The organism is Hahella sp. CR1 (genome assembly GCF_029813005.1).
Lineage (GTDB): Bacteria > Pseudomonadota > Gammaproteobacteria > Pseudomonadales > Oleiphilaceae > Hahella.
Genome location: NZ_JAPELK010000001.1, coordinates 898,752 through 917,945, shown reverse-complemented (window position 1 = coordinate 917,945; position 19,194 = coordinate 898,752). Strand labels below are relative to the sequence as shown.

General features: G+C 59.3%; 17 protein-coding genes. 14 read left to right on the top strand and 3 right to left on the bottom strand.

Features of this window, described 5'->3' with window-relative positions; translation table 11 throughout:
• Nucleotides 1-22: 22 nt before the first annotated feature.
• From ONV78_RS04115 to ONV78_RS04075, 9 genes are all read left to right on the top strand, one after another.
• A complete protein-coding gene (locus tag ONV78_RS04115; protein ID WP_279501329.1) occupies nt 23-1,306 on the top strand; it encodes an aminotransferase class III-fold pyridoxal phosphate-dependent enzyme in 1,284 nt (427 codons plus the stop codon).
• 8 nt (nt 1,307-1,314) lie between these two features.
• Complete coding sequence (locus ONV78_RS04110) at nt 1,315-2,877, top strand: amidohydrolase family protein (RefSeq protein WP_279501327.1); 1,563 nt, start codon at nt 1,315-1,317, stop codon at nt 2,875-2,877.
• A gap of 40 nt (nt 2,878-2,917) precedes the next feature.
• Nucleotides 2,918-4,123 (top strand): MFS transporter, encoded by a 1,206-nt coding sequence (locus ONV78_RS04105; RefSeq protein ID WP_279501326.1) that lies wholly within the window; start codon nt 2,918-2,920, stop codon nt 4,121-4,123.
• A gap of 441 nt (nt 4,124-4,564) precedes the next feature.
• Nucleotides 4,565-5,587: an iron-siderophore ABC transporter substrate-binding protein gene (locus ONV78_RS04100; RefSeq protein WP_279501324.1), complete on the top strand. Its 1,023-nt coding sequence runs from the start codon at nt 4,565-4,567 to the stop codon at nt 5,585-5,587.
• A gap of 20 nt (nt 5,588-5,607) precedes the next feature.
• Nucleotides 5,608-6,633, top strand: a complete 1,026-nt coding sequence (locus tag ONV78_RS04095) for an iron ABC transporter permease (RefSeq protein ID WP_279501323.1) — start codon at nt 5,608-5,610, stop codon at nt 6,631-6,633.
• Between the two features lie 17 nt (nt 6,634-6,650).
• Nucleotides 6,651-7,757 (top strand): iron ABC transporter permease, encoded by a 1,107-nt coding sequence (locus ONV78_RS04090; protein WP_279501321.1) that lies wholly within the window; start codon nt 6,651-6,653, stop codon nt 7,755-7,757.
• 3 nt (nt 7,758-7,760) lie between these two features.
• Nucleotides 7,761-8,615, top strand: a complete 855-nt coding sequence (locus ONV78_RS04085; protein WP_279501320.1) for an ABC transporter ATP-binding protein — start codon at nt 7,761-7,763, stop codon at nt 8,613-8,615.
• Nucleotides 8,608-9,414 (top strand): 2,3-dihydro-2,3-dihydroxybenzoate dehydrogenase, encoded by an 807-nt coding sequence (locus tag ONV78_RS04080; protein ID WP_279501319.1) that lies wholly within the window; start codon nt 8,608-8,610, stop codon nt 9,412-9,414. Before ONV78_RS04085 ends, ONV78_RS04080 begins: the two co-directional genes overlap by 8 nt.
• Before the next feature lie 246 nt (nt 9,415-9,660).
• Nucleotides 9,661-11,409, top strand: coding sequence for a glycoside hydrolase family 16 protein (locus ONV78_RS04075; RefSeq protein WP_279501317.1), 1,749 nt, complete (start codon nt 9,661-9,663; stop codon nt 11,407-11,409).
• 116 nt (nt 11,410-11,525) lie between these two features.
• Here the strand turns inward: ONV78_RS04075 and ONV78_RS04070 are convergent, their stop codons facing one another.
• Nucleotides 11,526-11,948: a hypothetical protein gene (locus ONV78_RS04070; RefSeq protein WP_216736139.1), complete on the bottom strand. Its 423-nt coding sequence runs from the start codon at nt 11,946-11,948 to the stop codon at nt 11,526-11,528.
• Nucleotides 11,949-12,428: 480 nt separating this feature from the next.
• Here ONV78_RS04070 and ONV78_RS04065 point away from each other — a divergent pair, with 480 nt between their 5' ends.
• From ONV78_RS04065 to ONV78_RS04055, 3 genes are all read left to right on the top strand, one after another.
• Complete coding sequence (locus ONV78_RS04065) at nt 12,429-13,127, top strand: alpha/beta hydrolase (RefSeq protein ID WP_279501315.1); 699 nt, start codon at nt 12,429-12,431, stop codon at nt 13,125-13,127.
• Nucleotides 13,128-13,285: 158 nt separating this feature from the next.
• A complete protein-coding gene (locus tag ONV78_RS04060; protein WP_279501314.1) occupies nt 13,286-13,837 on the top strand; it encodes a nucleotidyltransferase family protein in 552 nt (183 codons plus the stop codon).
• Nucleotides 13,838-13,941: 104 nt separating this feature from the next.
• Nucleotides 13,942-14,241 (top strand): hypothetical protein, encoded by a 300-nt coding sequence (locus tag ONV78_RS04055; protein ID WP_279501313.1) that lies wholly within the window; start codon nt 13,942-13,944, stop codon nt 14,239-14,241.
• Here the strand turns inward: ONV78_RS04055 and ONV78_RS04050 are convergent, their stop codons facing one another.
• A complete protein-coding gene (locus ONV78_RS04050; RefSeq protein ID WP_216736135.1) occupies nt 14,242-14,673 on the bottom strand; it encodes a DUF3429 domain-containing protein in 432 nt (143 codons plus the stop codon).
• Nucleotides 14,674-14,837: 164 nt separating this feature from the next.
• On the opposite strand from ONV78_RS04050, the gene ONV78_RS04045 reads away from it, so the two are divergent.
• Both ONV78_RS04045 and ONV78_RS04040 read left to right on the top strand, forming a co-directional pair.
• Entirely contained in the window at nt 14,838-17,126 is a 2,289-nt protein-coding gene (locus ONV78_RS04045) for a DUF255 domain-containing protein (RefSeq protein WP_279501311.1), read from the top strand.
• A gap of 176 nt (nt 17,127-17,302) precedes the next feature.
• Nucleotides 17,303-18,280 (top strand): zinc transporter ZntB, encoded by a 978-nt coding sequence (locus tag ONV78_RS04040; protein ID WP_216736133.1) that lies wholly within the window; start codon nt 17,303-17,305, stop codon nt 18,278-18,280.
• Here ONV78_RS04040 and ONV78_RS04035 read toward each other — a convergent pair.
• Nucleotides 18,277-19,194: an alpha/beta hydrolase gene (locus ONV78_RS04035; RefSeq protein WP_216736132.1), complete on the bottom strand. Its 918-nt coding sequence runs from the start codon at nt 19,192-19,194 to the stop codon at nt 18,277-18,279. The genes ONV78_RS04040 and ONV78_RS04035 overlap by 4 nt on opposite strands.

The following is a 19,194-nucleotide window of genomic DNA, read 5'->3' as shown; positions in this document are numbered from 1 at the left end:
TGATCTCATCACGAGGATAACTATGACATTGCCGGTAACTCCCAACAGGGAAACGCTGAACCTGACCAAGTCCTTCGAACTCGCCAAAGAGAGCGAGAAGCGGGTGGCGGGATTCACCCAGTCCATGATGAAAAAGCCGGAGCAGTTCGCTCCCGGCCATTTCCCGGTTTACATCGCCAGCGGCCAGGGCGCCATCGTCACTGACGTCGACGGCAATGAATACATCGATTTTATCTGCGGTCTCGCCGCCAACACGCTGGGACACAATCATCCCACTGTCGTCAGCGCCATCAGCGAAAACCTGTCCAAGGGCTTGATTCACTCCCTGCCGACCCCGGTGGAAGTCAAAGCGGCGCAAACCCTGGCCGACATCATTCCCGGCGCGGAAATGGCGCGCTTCTTCAAGACCGGCGCTGACGCCAACTCCGCCGCCGTGCGTCTGGCCCGCCACATCACCGGTAAAGAAGAAATCATCACCGTGGGCTACAACGGCTGGCACGATCAGTACATGTTCGACACCCCCGGCGTGCCGGAAGTCATTCGTCAGTACACCCACCGCATGCCGCTGTTCACGCCCATGGACGAACAACCAGTGCTGGATCTGATCGCCGAGCGCGGCGACAAGCTGGCGGCGGTATTGCTGTCGGTTCCTTACAACCGCGTGCTGACTGGCGAGTTCCTGCGTCAGGTGCGCAAAGCCTGTAATGACAAAGGCGTGTTGCTGGTGATGGACGAAGTGGTCACCGGTTTCCGTCTCGCTCTGGGCGGCGCGCAGGAATACTTCGACGTCTCCGCCGATCTGGTCACCCTGTCGAAAGGCATCGCCGCCGGCATGCCGTTGTCCGCGGTGGTCGGCTCCGCCAAGCACATGAAGCGCATGGAAGAGCTGCAGGTTTCCACCACATTCGGTGGTGAAATGCTGTCCCTGGAAGTGTGCGACGCTGTGTTGAACGAGTATCGCCGTTCGGATTTCGTCGGCCGTATCGCCGCACTGGGCGTACGCCTGAAGGAAGGCGTCAATAAAGTCTCCGCCGCGCTGGGAACGCCATTGCAGGTGGTGGGCTATGACCCTATCCCCATGTTCCTGTTCTCCAAAAATCCAGTGGAGCATGTGAAGCTCGCCGAGCCTTTCCTGGCGGAAATGGCGAAGCGCGGCGTCCTGCTGCGTCGTGAAGTCAACTTCATCTGCGGCGTGCATACGGAAGAGCAGATCGACTTCACCATCAACGCGGTGGAAGCCTCATTGCAAGCCATGCTGGACACCGGCCTGTTCGCCAAAGCGAATGAAGGGGCGGCGGCTCAATGATCTGCTGCATGAAACATGCGGGGGCGGCGTCCTGGCTGCATAAGCTGATGCTGTCCCAGGCCTCCCGTCCTGCGCCGCTCGCCGCCCAAGCGGCGGGTCCGGCGCAAGGCGAAGCGTTCAACGGGCTGGCGGCGGAACCCCGCCCCCGTGACGGCGGCCCGCAATCCGGCGAGGGCGTGCGCACTCTGATCAAAGGCGGCTTTTTGTACGCCGGCGATGACGCTAATACGGTAATCGAAAACAGCTGGGTGCTGGTGGTGGGCGATCGCATCGCCGCCATCGGTTCCGCCGAGCAGCCGGCGCCGGAGTGCGATCAGGTCATCGACGCCGCCGGCAAGCTGGTGCTGCCGGGACTGATCAATCCGCACTGGCATGAAAGTTTCGTAGCGCCCAACTTCGAGCGCCCGGACGATGCCGGTCTGGAGCCGACCCCCTACTCTAATGGCGGCGATATTGAAGCCCTGGGCTCCATGTTCGCCTTCATCTCCACCGTGGGACAGAAGCTGACCCATGCGGAAGGTGTCGCCATCGCGCGCTGGAGCATGTGGACGCAGTTGCGCTCTGGAACCACGGCGCTGGGCGACGTGGGTTCCGCCAACACCGCCGACGCCATGGCGCAGGCGGCGCTCGATCTGGGCATGCGCATCCGCGTCAGTCGCTGGGGATCAGACATCATGATTCCCAACGGCGCCAAAGAATTTCGCCGCATCGCCGACACCCAGGCGCAGGCGGACGACTGGGCTGCGTTAATGGAAACCTGGAACGACCACGCTTCAGGCCTGATCGGCGGCATGCCTTCCGTCATGGGCGCTTTCGGCAGTTCCGACGAACAATTGATCGCCCTCCGCGATATCGCCGACCGTTATCAGGCGCCCTACGCCACCCACCTGGCGCCGCTGCGTAATGAAACCGCCGCCGTGCAGGCGGTGTTCGGCCGCACGCCTGTGGGCCGCTTCGACGCTTTGGGCATGCTCACCGATCGTCTGCTGGCGGTGCACACCGCCTACGCCAGTGAAGACGAATATCGTCGCCTGCTGGAAACCGGCGTCAATATCTGCCACTCCCCCGCCCATTACGGCATGTTGGGCGAAGCCACCGTCAGCGAAACCGGCCAGATTGGACGCTTCATCAGGGACGGCGGACATGTGTCCTGCAGCACGGACGGCGATATCTCCTATATCGGCGGCATGCCGGAGGCCATGCGCGCCGCGCATCTGGGCCACAACGAAGCGCAGAACTGCAATACCGCCTGCCCGCCCACGTTGGCGCTGCGCATGGCCACCCTGAACGGCGCCCGCGCTTTGGGCTGGCGCGACCGCATCGGCTCCATCGAAGTCGGCAAGCAGGCGGATCTGGTGGTCATCGGTATCGACGACTGGCGCTATCGCCTCGGCAATCATCCGCTGCGCACCTTCCTGGTGGCGGGCGGCAGCCGGGACGTGGAGGCCGTCATGGTGGCCGGTCGCATTGTGGTGCGGGAAGGCCGCAGCGCCCTGTTCGACGAAGCCGAACTGCTGACGGATTACCGTCTGGCGGTGGCGTCGGCGCGCGCGCGCATACAACGCAAATAAACAGGATGTTTAACGCAACATGTCAGAGAAGGAAACCGCTATGACCACGTCCCCAACGGCAGCGCCGACAATGAACGGCCGAAGTCTTTTTCTACTCCTGGCCAGCACCATGACGGTGATGGCCGGCGCCACCCTGGCCCCGGCGCTGCCGGGTATGGAGGCCGCCTTTGCGCAAGAGGAAAATGCGGAATTCTGGGTCAAAATGATCCTGTCCGCGCCTGGCCTGTTGATCGCCTGCTGCGCTCCTATGGTGGGCTGGCTGCTGGATCACTGGAAGAAAAAGCAGGTACTGATTCTGGCGCTCTGTCTGTATGGCGTTTCCGGCGTGTCCGGTTACTTTCTGCATGACTCGCTGATCGCCATTTTGCTGGGACGCATCGCTCTGGGCGTGGCGGTGGCGGGCGTCATGGTCGCCTGCACCACGCTGGCCGGAGACTATTTCGCCGGTCCTCATCTGGCGCGATATATGGGCGTGCAAGCGGCGTTCGGCGGTTTCGGCGGCGTACTGTTTCTGGGCATGGCCGGCCTGTTGGCGGATATCGACTGGACAGCGCCGTTCCTGATCTACCTGTTCGCATTCATCGTGCTGCCGGGCGCCATGTTGTTTCTGGACGAGCCTGAGCGCAAAGCGATTCCCGGCGGCGACCTGGGCGGCGCGGCGCCAGCGCCTCCCGGCGGCCCCCTCGCTCTGTGCTACGCCCTGGCGGCGTTCGAAGTATTAGCGCTGTATATGGCGCCGCTGCATTACCCGTTCTATGTGGCCCAGTTCGGCGTGACGGACGGCTCAGAAATCGGCTTCGCCATCGCTGGCATGCTGCTGCTCACGGCGACGGTGTCCATGTACTACCGCAAATTCGGCGGCCTGTTCCCGTTCCCGGTATTGCATGGCGCCGGCTGGTTATTGATCGCTATAGGATGGGGACTGCTGGGCTTCGCTCCCAGTTACGGCGTCGCCCTCGCGGGCATGGCGGCGGCGGGCGTCGGCTTCGGGATGATTCGTCCGAACCTGATTGTCTGGCTGTTTTCTTATACTCCGCCGATGCTGCGCGGTCGCATTATCGGCGGCGTCACCACCTGTTTCTTTATTGGTCAGTTCCTGTGCCCGCTGTTAACCCAGCCGTTGATCGACCATTACGGTATTACCGCCACTTTCGCCGTCGCCGGAGGCGTATCGCTGATTTTGGCGGCGCTGTTGCTGGCGGCGAGTCTGAAAGCTGCGCCGGCGCCGTCTGCAGCTAAACCCTGATCACTCGCGGAGAGACAGACGGTTCGCCGCACTCTCCGTTACAAGTCAACCATTTCTATTTGCTAAGAGTTCCACCAAAGCGGAGAGTCATCTCCGCTAAGGAGGTGGAAGCCATCTTCACCCCCACACCCTTAACACCTCGCCCCCACCACCTGTCTCCAGCTATCGCGCTTTCAATTTGATCCGCCTGCATCATGCGTAGACATGTGTAAATAATAAAGGTGTTGATTATTTGAACACAAACGATAATGATTATCATTTTACAAGCATTTCATTCTATCGTAGAGTGTGCTCCGATAACGGCAAGAGTCCGGTTAAATTTTCGCCGGAGATGATAAACCCCCTTTCGTTTCCCAGGCCGCGCCACAGTTGCGTAGACCGTCCTTATTCTTGCCGAAGGAATCCACCCTGATTGCGACAGCATGCTGGAAGCAGGTGACTATGGCAGATAACAACTCCTCCCCGACCAAGAAATTCGCACTACTGGCTATCAGCGCCGCACTGGCCCTGGGCTTCACTGCGCTGGCCATGCAGAAACCGGATGCAACGCCGGAGACGGCGCAAACGGCGTCCGCAGCGCCCGCGGAACAACCCATATCCGCAGCCGCTACCGCCACCAAAGATATTACCGACGCCGCCGGCCGCCGCGTCAGCGTGCCGGTGGAGCCCAAGCGCGTACTGGCCCTGGGCGAGTTTGATATGGACGCCATGCTGGCGTTGGGCATGAAGCCGGTGGGAGTGACTGACGGCCGCGGCCAGCAGACGCCGCCCAACTACTTGAAGGATCTCAGCGTCGACATCGAGTCCATCGGACGCTTGGCGCAGCCCAGCATCGACAAAGTAATCGCCGCGCAGCCGGATCTGATTCTGACCGGCACCATTCAGGACGAGAAGCTGATTTCCCAGCTCCAGCAGATTGCTCCCACCGTGATCACCTCCGCGTCTTCGGAAAACTGGCGCGATATGTTCAAACGCATCGCCGTCGCCCTGAGCAAAGAGAGCGAAGCAGAGAATTTCCTGGCTAAATACGATGAAAAAGCGGCGAAAATCCGCGAAAACCTGGGAAATCCGGAAAATGTGTCCGTCAGTGTAGTGCGCTGGAGCCCCAAAGGCCCCACTTATATGCTGCGTGACGTATTCATCAGCCAGGTCATTGCGGATGTCGGCCTGTCCCGGCCTTCCGCGCAACAGGAAAGCGGCATTCACTCCGCGCCCTTGAGCCTGGAAGCCCTGCATGAAATCGACGGCGACTGGATCTTCGTCGGCACCCTCAGCCCAGTGGGCGACGCGGCGGATACCTTTGCGGAAATTCGCGACAACGCCGCCTTCAAACAATTGTCCGGCGTCAACAAAGGACATCTGGTGTTGATCGACGGCTCCTTGTGGACCAGCGTCGGCGGGCCTCTGGCCGCCATGGCGGCGCTGGACGACATTGAACAGGCCATGCTGGGCAAACAAGGGTAGTCGAGGTTAAAGGAGCATTGATGTCGCAGGCGCATCGCCCGGCTGTCAGCCGTCGTAACTGGGCGTCCGTCGCCATGTTGATGCTGGCGCTGTTCGGCGTCGTATTAACTTCCATGCTGGTGGGGTCCGGGCAACTGGACGCCGCCCACAGTCTCTCCTATCTGCTGTCTCCAGCGGACAACGCCGACGCCTACGTCAACATGGTGATGACGGAATTGCGTCTGCCCCGCACCCTCGCCGGCGTCATCATCGGCGTGGCCCTGGGCGTCGCCGGCAGCCTGCTGCAGAACGTCACCCGCAATCCTCTGGCCGAACCTGGCCTGCTGGGCATCAACGCCGGCGCCGCGCTGGGCGTGGTGATCGGCATCAGTTTCTTTCACGCCAGCAGTTCCTATTCCATGCTGATCTGGGCCATTTCCGGCGCCTTGGTCGGCAATGGCGCCGTCATGCTGGCGGCTCAAGTGGGCGCGGCCAGCATGACGCCATTGCGTCTGGTGCTGGCGGGCGTAGCCATCAACGCCGCGTTCCAGGGATTTACTTCCCTGCTGTTGCATGACCACATCGCCGCCTTTGATCAATACCGTTACTGGATTCTGGGCTCCTTGTCCGGCATCACCATGGAGGCGGTCAGCCAGATCGCTCCAGCGGTACTGGCGGCGCTTGCCCTGGCGGCGGCGCTAACGCGGCCGCTTTCCGCACTGACGTTAGGGGATGACTCCGCCAAAGCGCTGGGGCACAACCCAAATCTGATTCGCGCACTCTTGTCCCTCAGCATCACACTGCTGAGCGCCGCAGCGGTGGCCCTGGCCGGCCCCATCGTTCTGCTGGGACTGATCGCCGCTTACATCGCCCGGGCGCTGGCCGGACACCATCTGCGCAACCAGTTACTGTATTCCGCCGTCGCCGGCGCGTTTCTGCTGCTGTCCACGGACATTCTGGCGCGGGTGATCAATCGTCCTTTCGAAGCCCCGGTCAGCGCCGTGGTCGCCTTTATCGGCGTCCCGATCATTATTCGCATCGTCCATTCCAATCGCATGTTCAGTTAGGCCTGGAGGTATCCGCGATGAGCCGTATGTCGCCCTCTGTCGAGCAGGCCGCCCCATCTCTTGGGCTTCCTGACGCCACATCCTTCCTCCCGGCCGGTAGCCGGGTGGTCCGAATCGGCTCCCTTTCCATGACCTTCAACCTGCATGACTTGATAAGCGCTCTGCTTATCCTGCTGGTGATACTGTTGGCGGTTTGCGCGTCCCTGATGCTGGGCTCCACGCACCTGTCTCTGTCCCAGGTGTGGCAGGCCATATTGGGAGAAGGCAGTCCCGCCCACCAACTGCTGACCATGCAGATCCGTCTGCCCCGCATCGCCGCCGGGCTGGTGGTGGGCGCTTGTCTGGGCGCCGCCGGCTGTCTGTTGCAAGGGCTAGCACGCAACCGTCTGGCGACCCCTGACATCCTCGGCGTACATCAGGGCGCCACGTTGGCGGTGGTAATCGCTATGTTGGCGGGAGCGGGAAGCGTATTGGACACTTGGTGGGCGGCGATTATCGGCGCCTCCGCCACGCTGTTGGGCGTGTTGGCCTTCAGCGGACGCTTCGGCTCCAACGGTTACCGAATTCTGGTGATTGGTCTGGGACTGACCTACCTGCTGCGCGCCATGACGGAAGTGCTGGTGACCTACCTGCCTCTGCATGAAGCCAGCGCCATGTACACCTGGAGCATCGGCACGCTGCTGGGCAGAGATTACGCCATCGCCGCTCCCGCGTTTTTCGGTCTCTGCCTGTTGCTGCCGGTTGCGGTAGTGCTGGCGCGACAACTGACCTTATTGCAGTTCGGCGAAGACACCGCGGCTTCCCTGGGTTTGAATCCCGAGCGTCTGAAGATCGCCGTCGTATTGACCGTGGCGGTGCTGACCGCACTGTCAGTGACTGTATCCGGCCCTATCAACTTCATAGCGCTGATGGCGCCGGTGACCGCCAGCTTTCTGGCGCGCCCGGATCAAACGCCGGTGTTGCGCTCCAGCTTGCTGGGGGCCCTGTTCGTGATCGTGGCGGACACCATTGGGCGCATTTACAGCGACGTGGAGACGCCCATGGGCGTCATCGCCACCATGATGGGCGGGCCGTTCCTGCTGGCTGTCATCCTGTTTCAACCCCAATCCAGGCAAGGTAATTGATTGATGTCCGAGCCAAGACTCGCTATTCAGAACGTTTCCCTCAGTTACGCGAACGGGCGCGGCGGTAAAACCGACGCTGCGCCAACGGTGAAAGAGGTCAGCCTGCAAGCCCGGCCGGGAGAATTGATGATCATCGTCGGCCCCAACGGGTGCGGCAAATCCACCCTGCTGCGCGCCGTGGCGCGTCTGCATCGACCGGATTCCGGCCGCATTCTTCTGGAAGGCGAAGACGTTTGGTCGCTCAGCAGAAAACAGGCGGCGACCCGATTGGCCCTGTTGCCGCAAACGCCCACCGCGCCTGAAGGCATCCGCGTCGCGGATCTGGTCCGACATGGTCGCCATCCCCATCAGGGCTTGTTCCGCCAGTGGGCCAGCGCCGACGAAGACGCCCTGCGCCGCGCCCTGCTCGCCACCGACACCGCTGATCTCATGGACGCGCCTCTGGATCACCTTTCCGGCGGTCAGCGCCAACGTTGCTGGCTGGCCATGGCGCTGGCTCAGGAAACCAACCTTTTACTGCTGGACGAGCCCATCAGCATGCTCGATCTGGGGCATCAGGTTGAAGTGCTGAATCTGGTGCGCGACCTTTCCGCCAAAGGCATCACCATCATGATGGTGCTACATGACCTCATCGCCGCCGCTCGTTACGCCGACACCCTCACCGCCATGCGCGAAGGCAGGGTGGTGGCGAGCGGTCCACCCCGTGAGATTCTGACCCGGGATATGGTGCGCGAACTCTACAACGTCGACGCGCACATTCTGAGCGATCCTGACGGCAATCCGGTGGTTACTCCGGCGGTGGGCGGCGCGTTTTCTTCTCTGTCCCCCTCCAACAGCAAGGAGCAATCTTATGTCTGATTCCACTACACAGAGCGCCGGCGTGGATTTCGCCGGTAAAGTCGCCATCGTCACCGGCGCCGCGCAAGGCATTGGCGCCGCCGTCGTGGCGACACTGGCTGAACGCGGCGCCAAAGTCGCCGCTCTCGACGTGCAGGAAAAAGCCCTGCGCGACACCACTTCCACTCTCACCGCGAGGGGTTTGCAAGTGCGTCCTTTTGTCGTGGACATCAGCGACGCGGCGGCCATCGAAGCGGTGGTCGGCGATATCGAAGCCGGCCTGGGCGAAGTGGAAGTGCTGGTCAATGTGGCCGGTATTCTGCGCCTGGCGTCCGCCACGGAACTGACGTCCGACGACTGGCTGGACACCTTCGCCGTCAACACCCATGGCGTATTTTTCCTGAGCCGGGCAGTGGGCCGCCTGATGAAGGAGCGTCGGCGCGGCGCTATCGTCACGGTCGGCTCCAACGCCGCCGCCATACCCCGCACCAAAATGGCGGCCTACGCGGCGTCCAAAGCGGCGTCGACCCATTTCACCAAGTGTCTGGGACTGGAGCTGGCGGAATACGGCGTGCGCTGCAACATTGTCTCGCCCGGCTCCACCGACACCGCCATGCAGCGCCAGTTCTGGACAGACGACCAGGCGCTGGAGGCGGTATTGAACGGTTCTTTGGACTCCTATCGCACCGGCATTCCTCTCAAACGCATCGCCACCCCGGAAGACATCGCGGAAGCGGTGGCCTTCCTCGCCTCGGACAAAGCCTGTCACATCACCATGCACAATCTGTGCATCGACGGCGGCGCGACGCTGGGCGTCTGACATAGCCATCGATAATCACAAGGCGCACTGAAGCGCCTTGTTTCTATTCCCCGCCTCCCCGCCTGATTTTTAACTGTCTTCTAACTCTACGCCTTATTCCACATGGCCTAACTCAATCCGCCAATCCCACTCCTGGACAGACGCGGCTACAATGAAAGCGCTTTCAAAAATTTATCGGAAAGACGCCGGATCGGTCGCTCATTCACGCGCACTGGCTCCGCCGCAAAGCAACTCAGGAGGATGGCCTTGAAGACACGCACACTGACTATCGGGGCGCTGGCCCTGGGCGCGAGCGCCCTGCTTGCGCCCACCACGTTCGCCGCGGCCTACAACGCCGGCGTCGCCGCTGCAGGATTCGATGCGGAACAGGCGCAAACCGGCGTGAATCTGCATCCCTACGCAGAGCTGCGCAACTTACGCGATACTGGAATCTTCACCCTGTATGTGGACGTCATGAAACAGGGACAGGAAAGCCCGGCACATAGCTTTCAATGCCGTACGCCGGAACTCGCCACCCGCGCTCAGTTCCGCTGCGACGGCGACTTTCAGACTGATGAGCCAGGCGCTTATTTCGTTCGCGCCAGAGCGGGCAGCATTCAGGCCGGGGATTACTTCAACGGCAATAGCCGCTACCCCGGTCAGCAGGATTCAGCGACTTTGACCCTGGCGGAGCCTGAGGCTCCAGTGGATGACCTGACCATCGACGCTTTCGGCGACGCGTCCCGGTACGAAGGCTTACACCAGAATCTGCTTGGCGGCTGGACCGACGACGACGGCAGCCTGCAAAGCGATCAGGTCAGCAACGGCGCACTCAGGTTAATATCCGGAGGCAGCGGCTACTGGTACAGCGTGCTCGCCACGGACACCTGCTTCGACGCTTCGCCCTACACACACCTCAAGCTCTCCCTGAGCGCCTCTCAGCGCGCCGATCTCTCACTCAGCCTGCATACCCGCGACGATAGTTGCTCCACCCGTCAGGGAGCTTCACAGGCTGTTACCGTAACGGTGGAGCCCGGCGCTCAAGAAGTGTTGATTCCTCTACAGGACTTCCAGCTCGCCGATCTCAGCAAAGTCCATGCGCTGGTGGCGGATCACCTGCAAAGCGGAGTGGAATACGACATCGCGGACATCAGTCTGGTATCCCGTGACGATAACGATGATGGCGACGACAATGGCGATCCCGATCCGGGCGTTCCGCAGATCAACGATGAATTCACCGCCAACCAGGGCCAATGGTATTCACGCCGGCAGCCCAACGGCGCCGTGGATTTTGGCGCCGCCGACGCTGCGGCGGGGGATAACGCCTCGCTGTCATTGCTGTTCCCGGGCAATCCTGATCTGAACAGTGGCGACAATGCATCGCCGTACTACGCATCCGAAGTGGGCTACAACCAGAAAACCCATTACGGCCGCTACGAGACCCGAGTGAAATTCGCCTCCTGCAGCCCAGGCGAAGAGGCCGTCAATGGCATATTCATCTACGACAATGACGGCACGGATAAGAACAGCAATGGACTGGCGGACAATACGGAAATCGACATCGAGCTGTTGTGCGGCGAGCCTAACATACTGTGGCTGACCACCTGGACCGACTACGGCGGCGATAGTGAAAACCAGTTCCGCAAGAAGAGCCGCGCCATCGACATGGCCACTGGCGCATATCGCGAAACCCCGGCAGGCATGGAGGGCACGTATGAAACGGTTCCCGCAGGCGCTCTGCCCAATATCGGACTGGCGGATTTTCCCCGCGCCGACACCTATTACACTGTCGGTTTCGACTGGCATACCGATCGCATCCGCTGGTACATCAAGCTGGACGGCAAAGAGGTGACATTGTGGGATATGCGCGACGCGGCGATGGTTCCACAGCGTCCGGCCATTTTTATGCTGAATCTGTGGCATTCGCCCTGGCACTGGTTTGACTATGGTCCGGCGGACTATCCGGCCGCCAATGCGGAGATGAAAGTGGACTACTATCGCTTCACGCCCTTCTGAGCCAAAAAGCGACGCCCCGGGGAGTTATCCGCTCCGCGGGGCGTCTTGGTTGAGGTTGTAGTTATTATTTCTGTCGTACAAACACGATTAAAAGGGTTGGCGGTGAATACCCTGACTTACAAGTTTTCCCAATCAAATATATGCGGGGAGTTATTACTGCTGTCGGAACCGGCGTTACGACCCAGCCAGTTCAGCTCCGTCGCACAGTCCGCATCGCTGGCGCGCACGGGACCATACCACAGACTGGAAATACAGGATTTATCGGCCAGCGCAGATAAAGCGCCGCGCCAATCGGACAACTGCTGAAAACCAACAAAATCACCGGAGCCGGCGAAAGGATCAGACTGACTCCAAGCCGTTCCCACCACACCAGCGCTGGAACTGGATACAAAAGCGGAACTACGCGCTGAATCCGAAGGCGCAATGGAATAGGCAGTGAGGGACAGGCCGGCGGCGAATACCGACGCCAAAAACGCCGGAATGTGAGCGGATGTTTTCTTTACAAGCGCACGTCTTTTTAGAATTCTAGAGCACTTCACTGTGTTCGCCCCCTACGCGGGATGAAAAAGAGAGAGATGAAAAAACTATCTCACCGCCTTCGCCACCAGGAACGCGACTGGCTATGAGATAGTTTCTACGTGGCGTTGATCCACGGAGCTACCATAGCGATTGTCTTTAGGGAAAACACTCGGTTAAAGGGTGTAGAGCAATGCGCCTAGCGAGGGAGAGAAAAGGCTTAACACTTGGATAATCCGCCCGCTGAAAATCATGCAGAAGCGCCCTTCGGCACAGTAAAGTCAACGCTTGCGCGGGCGCTCTTGTTTTAGTGCATCCCGTTGATTATATTTGCTTTTCGCGACCGACCAGGACAAGTCGGATCGTTATGGCCGTTATGCCTAGGCGTACGCTGGAGATCACCGGCGCCGTCGCCCTCAACGGCCTGGGTGACGCGTAGTCAGGATAGTGCGTCACGTCAAAAAAATGAAAAAAGACTACTCGATAGGATAAAGGGAACTTAGATGGAACGATCCTATGACTATGCGGATATTGGTGACGTCAGCCTGCGTTATCTGGCGGAGGGTTCGGGCAACGCCACAGTTATTTTCGAATCTGACCTGGGCGGAGGCATCGATGATTGGGAGCGCGTGCAGCCCCTGATCAGTCTTTTCACCCGCACACTTTCCTACGACCGCGCCGACCTGCAGGACAACGACCCCAGCCTCTCCCCCAAAAGCGCCGAAAATATGGTCGCCGACCTGCGTAAACTGCTGCAGGTCGCCGATATCAAACCTCCCTACATCCTGGTCGGTCATTGCGCCGGCGCCGCCCATATCCGTTACTTCGCGCATAAGTATCCCAATGAAGTCGTCGGACAGGTGTTCGTGGACGGTTACGACGACGCAAAAGCCGCAGACAAAATAGAAAGCCATGACATTCAGGGCGCAACGAAAGGGGGGCAATCCATCCCCTTTCTCAATAACGCGCCAACCAGTATCCTTGTGGGCGACAATCCGCCAGAGACTTCGGCGCAAACGCCGGAACCGACTCGCCGCGACCGCAGGCAATGGATTGAAAGCCACCGCGAGTGGCTGCGGCATATGCCGCAAGCGCGATTCAGGGTGATCGCCAACGCCCGCCGTTATCTTCCGCTATCCCACCCGGACTTTGTGGTGGAGGAGATCAATCGGGTGTTGGCGGACGCTCGACGGGCGCTTTAAAACGGTTGCGGAGATTGCAATGGTTCCCAATGGATAATTTCTCACGCTGCTGTGCGAAACTTTCACGGACGCCGGGGGCCATCTGGAGAGACAATTCGCAGAACGCGTTCTCGCGAACGCCCCGATATCAAACAATAAACAGGAATGGAGTTTGTCATATGGAACAAGACACTATTGTACTGCTGAAAAAAGATTTACTGCGTATGCGTTGTCTGGCCGCCGCCAGATCGCTGGGCCTGAAGGACTGGTATCTTGCAGCAGGATTTCTGCGCAACGCCATCTGGGACCACCTGCACAAGCTCGCCCAGGCCACCCCGCTGAATGATGTTGATCTGGTGTATTTCGACTCCGACGACACCTCCGAAGAACGCGATAAGGAAATCGAAGCCAAGCTGAGAAAAATGGTCCCCGGCGTGAAATGGGAAGTGAAAAACCAGGCCAGGATGCACCTGCATCACCAACATGAACCCTATCAGGACACCGCCGACGCCATCTCTCACTGGGTTGAAGTGCCGACCTGCGTGGGCGTAAGACTGGAGCATCTGGACAAGTTCAAGTTCACCGCCAAGTTCGGCCTGTTGGAGAACTGGTCCATGCAAGTGCGACCGAATCCTGACGTGCGTTACGCGGAAGATATCTTCGTCTCCCGCGTATACGGCAAGCGTTGGCACCGCATCTGGCCGATGCTGCAAATTTCCGCCCTGCAATAGCCCCATCCTGCGCAGCGCCCTGGCCTAATTCCGCCAGGGCCCGCTATACTGAAGCGTCGCCCGGACACAACTCTTTTTCACGGCGCCGACCCGAGGTAAGCTCCATGCGCAAAATTCTTTTGTTGATTTCCATTTTCACACTTTCTCTCAACTTCAACGCATACGCCAAGGATGACAAAAAGCACGATCTGCCGCCGGGATTACAGAAAAAAGTCGACCGGGGCGGCCAGCTGCCTCCGGGCTGGCAAAAGAAGCTGCATAAGGGCGATATTCTGGATCAGACTGTTTACGACCACGGCGTGATTTACCCCGACGACGATGGCGTCGAAACGGTCTACGTAGAGGACAAGATCATCAAAATTATCAAGTCCACCCGGGAAATCATCGATATTCTGAATCATTGATCAGGCGAGCATGACCAGCGCCTGCATGATCGCGGCGCACAAGGTCAGGTGACAGCGCATCTGCTGATAATCCGCGCGCCAGTAGTCTTCCAGAACGAATCGATCCAGTCCGTAAAAGAACAGGAACGCCGCCGCCAGCGTCAATGAGCGCAGGCCGGGCGGCAGACCCGGCGCCATCCAGGCCAGAATCAGACAGACAATACTGGCCCACAATAACCGCGATGGCGTAGCCGGCCCTTCTCCCCGCAATCCAATCAACCAGACGCCGCCGGCCATGAACGCCAACAACGCCATGCTGTAGTAGTCGAACATAGACCGCAGCAGCGGGCCCTCCTCGCCGCCGAGAATGCAAGCCACGCCCAGAACCAGCAGCGGCGCGGCGCCCAGAATGGCGCTTATGCGCACGTATTTTTCACTTTCCCCGGCGATCATGCCTCCCCCCGTAGCCTCCAGATAGGCGAAACGTCGCCCTCCGCATCAGCTTTTACGCTCAAAAATCGGGGAAAGATCAGGGATTATTTTGCATGAAACGGAAGATATGCATTATGTTCATTAGTGCAGGGCTGTAAGCACTCATCGCCACAAAGGAAAGACCTATGTCCGCCAGTGATCCGCTGCAACTCGCCCGGGCCGGCAAACAAGGCAGTTACGCTGTGCGCACCCGTTACCGGCGTCGAGACGGAATTCCCGTCTATACCAATCACCTGATACTGGAAGGCTCGCCCTACCTGCTGCAGCACGCCCATAACCCCGTGAACTGGCGCGCCTGGAACGACGATACCTTCGCCCTGGCCAAAGCGGAGAACAAACCGATTTTTCTCTCTATCGGTTACAGCACTTGCCACTGGTGCCATGTCATGGAGGAAGAGAGCTTCGATAATGAAGAGGTAGCGCAAACGCTCAACCGCTACTTCATCCCTATCAAAGTGGACCGGGAACAGCGGCCCGATCTGGATGAGATTTATATGACCGCCGTGCAAATCATCACCGGGCATGGCGGTTGGCCCATGTCGAGCTTTCTCACCCCGGAAGGAAAGCCTTTCTTCGGCGGAACCTATTTCCCCCGCCCTCGTTTTATCAGCCTCCTGCAAAGAGTGCATGAATTGTGGGTGGAACAGCAGGAGAACTTGCTGGAACAGGGGCGTCGACTGTCGGACGCCGTCAGCGTTTACCTCAGGCCAAAGCCAATCTCGGAAGCTCTGGCGGAAAATCTGATCGAAACGGCGGTGGAGAAGCTGATTGGCTATAGCGATCGCGAATGGGGCGGCTTCGGCAGCGAACCCAAATTTCCCCAGGAACCCAACCTTCTATTTCTGCTCGACATCATTGAGCGCGATTCCCGACCGCTAGACCGACAGCCCGCCTGGAGCGTAGTAAAAAGCACACTGGACGCGCTGTTCGCCGGCGGCGTTTACGATCAGGCAGGCGGCGGCTTTCATCGTTACGCGGTGGATCAACGCTGGCAGGTTCCTCACTTTGAAAAAATGCTCTACAACCAGGCGCAGTTAGCGCGCTGCTACGCCCGCGCCTATAACTTGAGTCAAAATCCTGAGTATTTGAGGGTATGCCGGGAAACCCTGGATTACGCTCTCAGAGAAATGCGTTCTCCCGAAGGCGTATTTTATTCCGCCACGGATGCAGACAGCGAAGGCGAAGAAGGCAAATATTTCGTATGGAGCTATCAGGAACTGAGCCAGCTTCTCGACACACCGGGCCTAGCTCTCGCGGAACAGGTCTACGGCGCCACCCGTAAAGGCAATTTTGAAGGCGCCAATATTCTGCATCTGCCCTGCTCTTTACAGGAAAGCGCTGCGGCGTTGAGCCTGACTTACGAGGAGTTAGTGCAGCAACTGGCGGAACTGAAAGCCACCCTGCTACAGGCCAGAAGCCAACGCATTCCACCTTTACGTGATGACAAAGTGATAACGGAATGGAACGGCATGATGATCGCCGCACTGGCTGAAACCGCCGCCATCACCGGCATCAGCGCTTACGGAGACGCAGCTGTCGCCGCAGCAAACCAATTATGGCGCAGCCAGCGTGGGGAAGACGGCCTGTTCCATCGCATCAGCCTGGACAATCTGCCCAGCGACGACGCTCTGCTGGAAGACTACGTGCATTACATGGAAGGACTGCTGCAGTTGTACGACTACACCCATGACCACCTTTGGCTGGAGCGAATGGAAGCGTTGGCGACCACATTGGAAGAGCAGTTTCTGGACGCAGAACAGGGTGGATTTTTCATCACCCCCAAGAATGCGCAAGGTCCACTGCTGGTGCGCAGCAAGCATTGCGGCGACAACGCCACGGTCAGCGGCAATTCGCAGTTAGCGTCAGTGCTGGCGGCGCTGCGTCTGCGCACTGGCGACCTTAACGTACAACGCATGGCGGAAAACCAGATCGCCGCTTTCACCGGGCAAATCAACCGTCATCCTTTGTCTGCGCCGGTGTTTCTGAAAGGCCTGAACGAATGGCTGACGCCGAACCCGGTCAATCTGCAATACGCCGCATCCGGCCAAATGTGGGCCACCGTGGCGGTGAAGGAATACAAGGAAGATCACCTGTTGGAAGTACAACTGGATATACACATGAGCGAAGGCTGGCGCATTCAAAGCCACAACTGTCCCGCTCCCGATGGTCGCCGCACACAAGTAGAGTTGCTGTCGCACACTGATCACGACCTGCTGGACATACGTTACCCTCCTGCCAGCGTATGGACAGACCTCAATGAAAGCAACGCCTTAGAGGTCTATGACGATCACTGTCGCATCGAACTGACTTTACGTCGCTCCACACGGTCGCCGGTGCGTCTGGCTCTGCATTTTCAGACGTGCAACGAGCAGGTTTGTCATCGCCCACACACGCTCAACTTCAGCCTTTGGTGAACCGCCCGGTGAAAAGACGCAGGCATCTTGGCCGATTGCGCCTGCTGGCGACTGCATCTAGTCTTAGCCAAAAGCGTTCCCGGCTCTAGGCGCCCGCTAAAAGTTGATGTTTAATCCGGCGACTTGCTTAATCCGATCAACGTATTCCCGATCAACCTTAACGGAAGGAAGAGACGGTGACTGACTCCCAGCCTATTATTCACGCGTTTCAACTGGACGGCGGCGGCAGCGCAACGCCCATCCCCGTAGAAGAAGCCGCACAGGCGGCGCAGGACAAATCCCGCCTGACCTGGTTGCACATCAATGTGCTGCATCCCGGTGCGCTTAATCTGTTGGAAAATGAACTCGGCCTGGACTGGCTCATCGCCGAAGCGCTGATGGCCGACGAAACCCGCCCTCGGATGATGGAGCTGAATGAAGGAGTGTTGATCATTCTTCGCGGCGTCAACATGAACCAGGGGGCGGAACCGGAAGACATGGTGTCGCTACGGGCCTGGATCACCGAATATGGCGTCATCAGCGCCGGGCGGCGGCAACTCAAGGCGACGGCGGACATTATCGAAAAGCTGGAGCAGAATATGGGCCCCTGCGGCGCTGGCGAGTGGCTCACAGAGATGTGCGTAGAGCTTTATGACCATATGCAAAGCGCCGTCACCACACTGAACGAAACCACCGACGATCTGGAAGATCGCGTGTTGGTGTCTCAGGACGAGTCTATTCGCGAGTCCATCATTTCGACCCGCAAACGGGCGATCGTATTCCGGCGCTATATCTCGCCGCAGCGGGATGTGATCGCCCGACTGCAAACCTCGGAACTGCACTGGATCAGCGCCAACGACAAGCGCAGGCTGACGGAGGTGATGGACTGGCTGACCCGCTACGTGGAGGATCTGGACGCCATCCGCGAGCGCTCCCAGGTCATCAAAGACGAACTGGCGGCGGCCATGAACGACCGCCTGAACCGCCACCTGTATCTGCTCTCCATTGTCGCCGCAGTGTCACTGCCTCTGGGCTTGCTGACCGGCTTGTTCGGCATCAATATCGGCGGCATGCCGGGCGTGGAGGACGGCAATGCGTTCTGGATGTTCTCCGCCCTGCTGGGACTCCTGCTGGTGCTGGAAATCGTCTATCTGCGCAAAAAAGGCTGGATTTAGCCGACAGATCGCGCATGTTCGATGACTTTTTGCGCCAGTTTCGGCAATAAAGGCAGCGGCAGATCATGTCCCCAGCCGGGAATCATCTCTAACCTGGCGTGGGCGATGCTTTGCTTCAGCATCTGCCCATTCTTGGGTTTCATCAAGGGGTCCGCTGAACCATGCAAAATCAGCGTGGGCATGGTGATGCTTCGCGCCAGCTTTTCCAGGCTGCCGGTGGCGAGTATCGCCCGCATCTGCCGAACAATGCCCTTGGGGCGATAGCTACGCTGATAATCCCTGGCGATGCGCTGCAGAATGCGTTCTTTAGGCGTTGGGAAGGACGGACTTTGCACCGTTTCCCAAAACGCGACGCCTCGTCTCAGCGCGGCTTCCTGATGGTGTCCGCGCACGCCGCCGCCGTTGATGCGCCATAGCGTGCCGAGATCAGGCATGGGTTGTTTGGGGCTATTGTTGGAAGTCATCATCAAAGTCAGAGACTTGATCCGCTGCGGCTGCCGCGCCGCGACAATCTGCGAAATCATTCCTCCCATGGAGACGCCCACCAGGTGCGCGCGCTCAACCTTCAATGCATCGAGCAACGCAATGGCGTCATCCGCCATGTCGTAAAGGGTATAGGACGCCGTGACCGGCAGCCCCAGCTTGGAGCGCACAAAGTCCACCGGCACAGGAACCCGATGGGGACACTCGATTTCTGAGGAATGCCCGATATCCCGGTTATCGAGCCGGATCAGACGATAGCCCGCTTCAACCAGGGGCTCCAGAAACTCGGGCGGCCAAGCCGTCATCTGACAGGCGAGCCCCATGATGAGCAACATCGGCTCGCCATCAGGATCGCCCAGTTCTTCGTAACAAATCTGAATGGAGTTTACCTTGAGGTACTGCTCCCGGGGGTGGTAATACGCGTGGGTCAT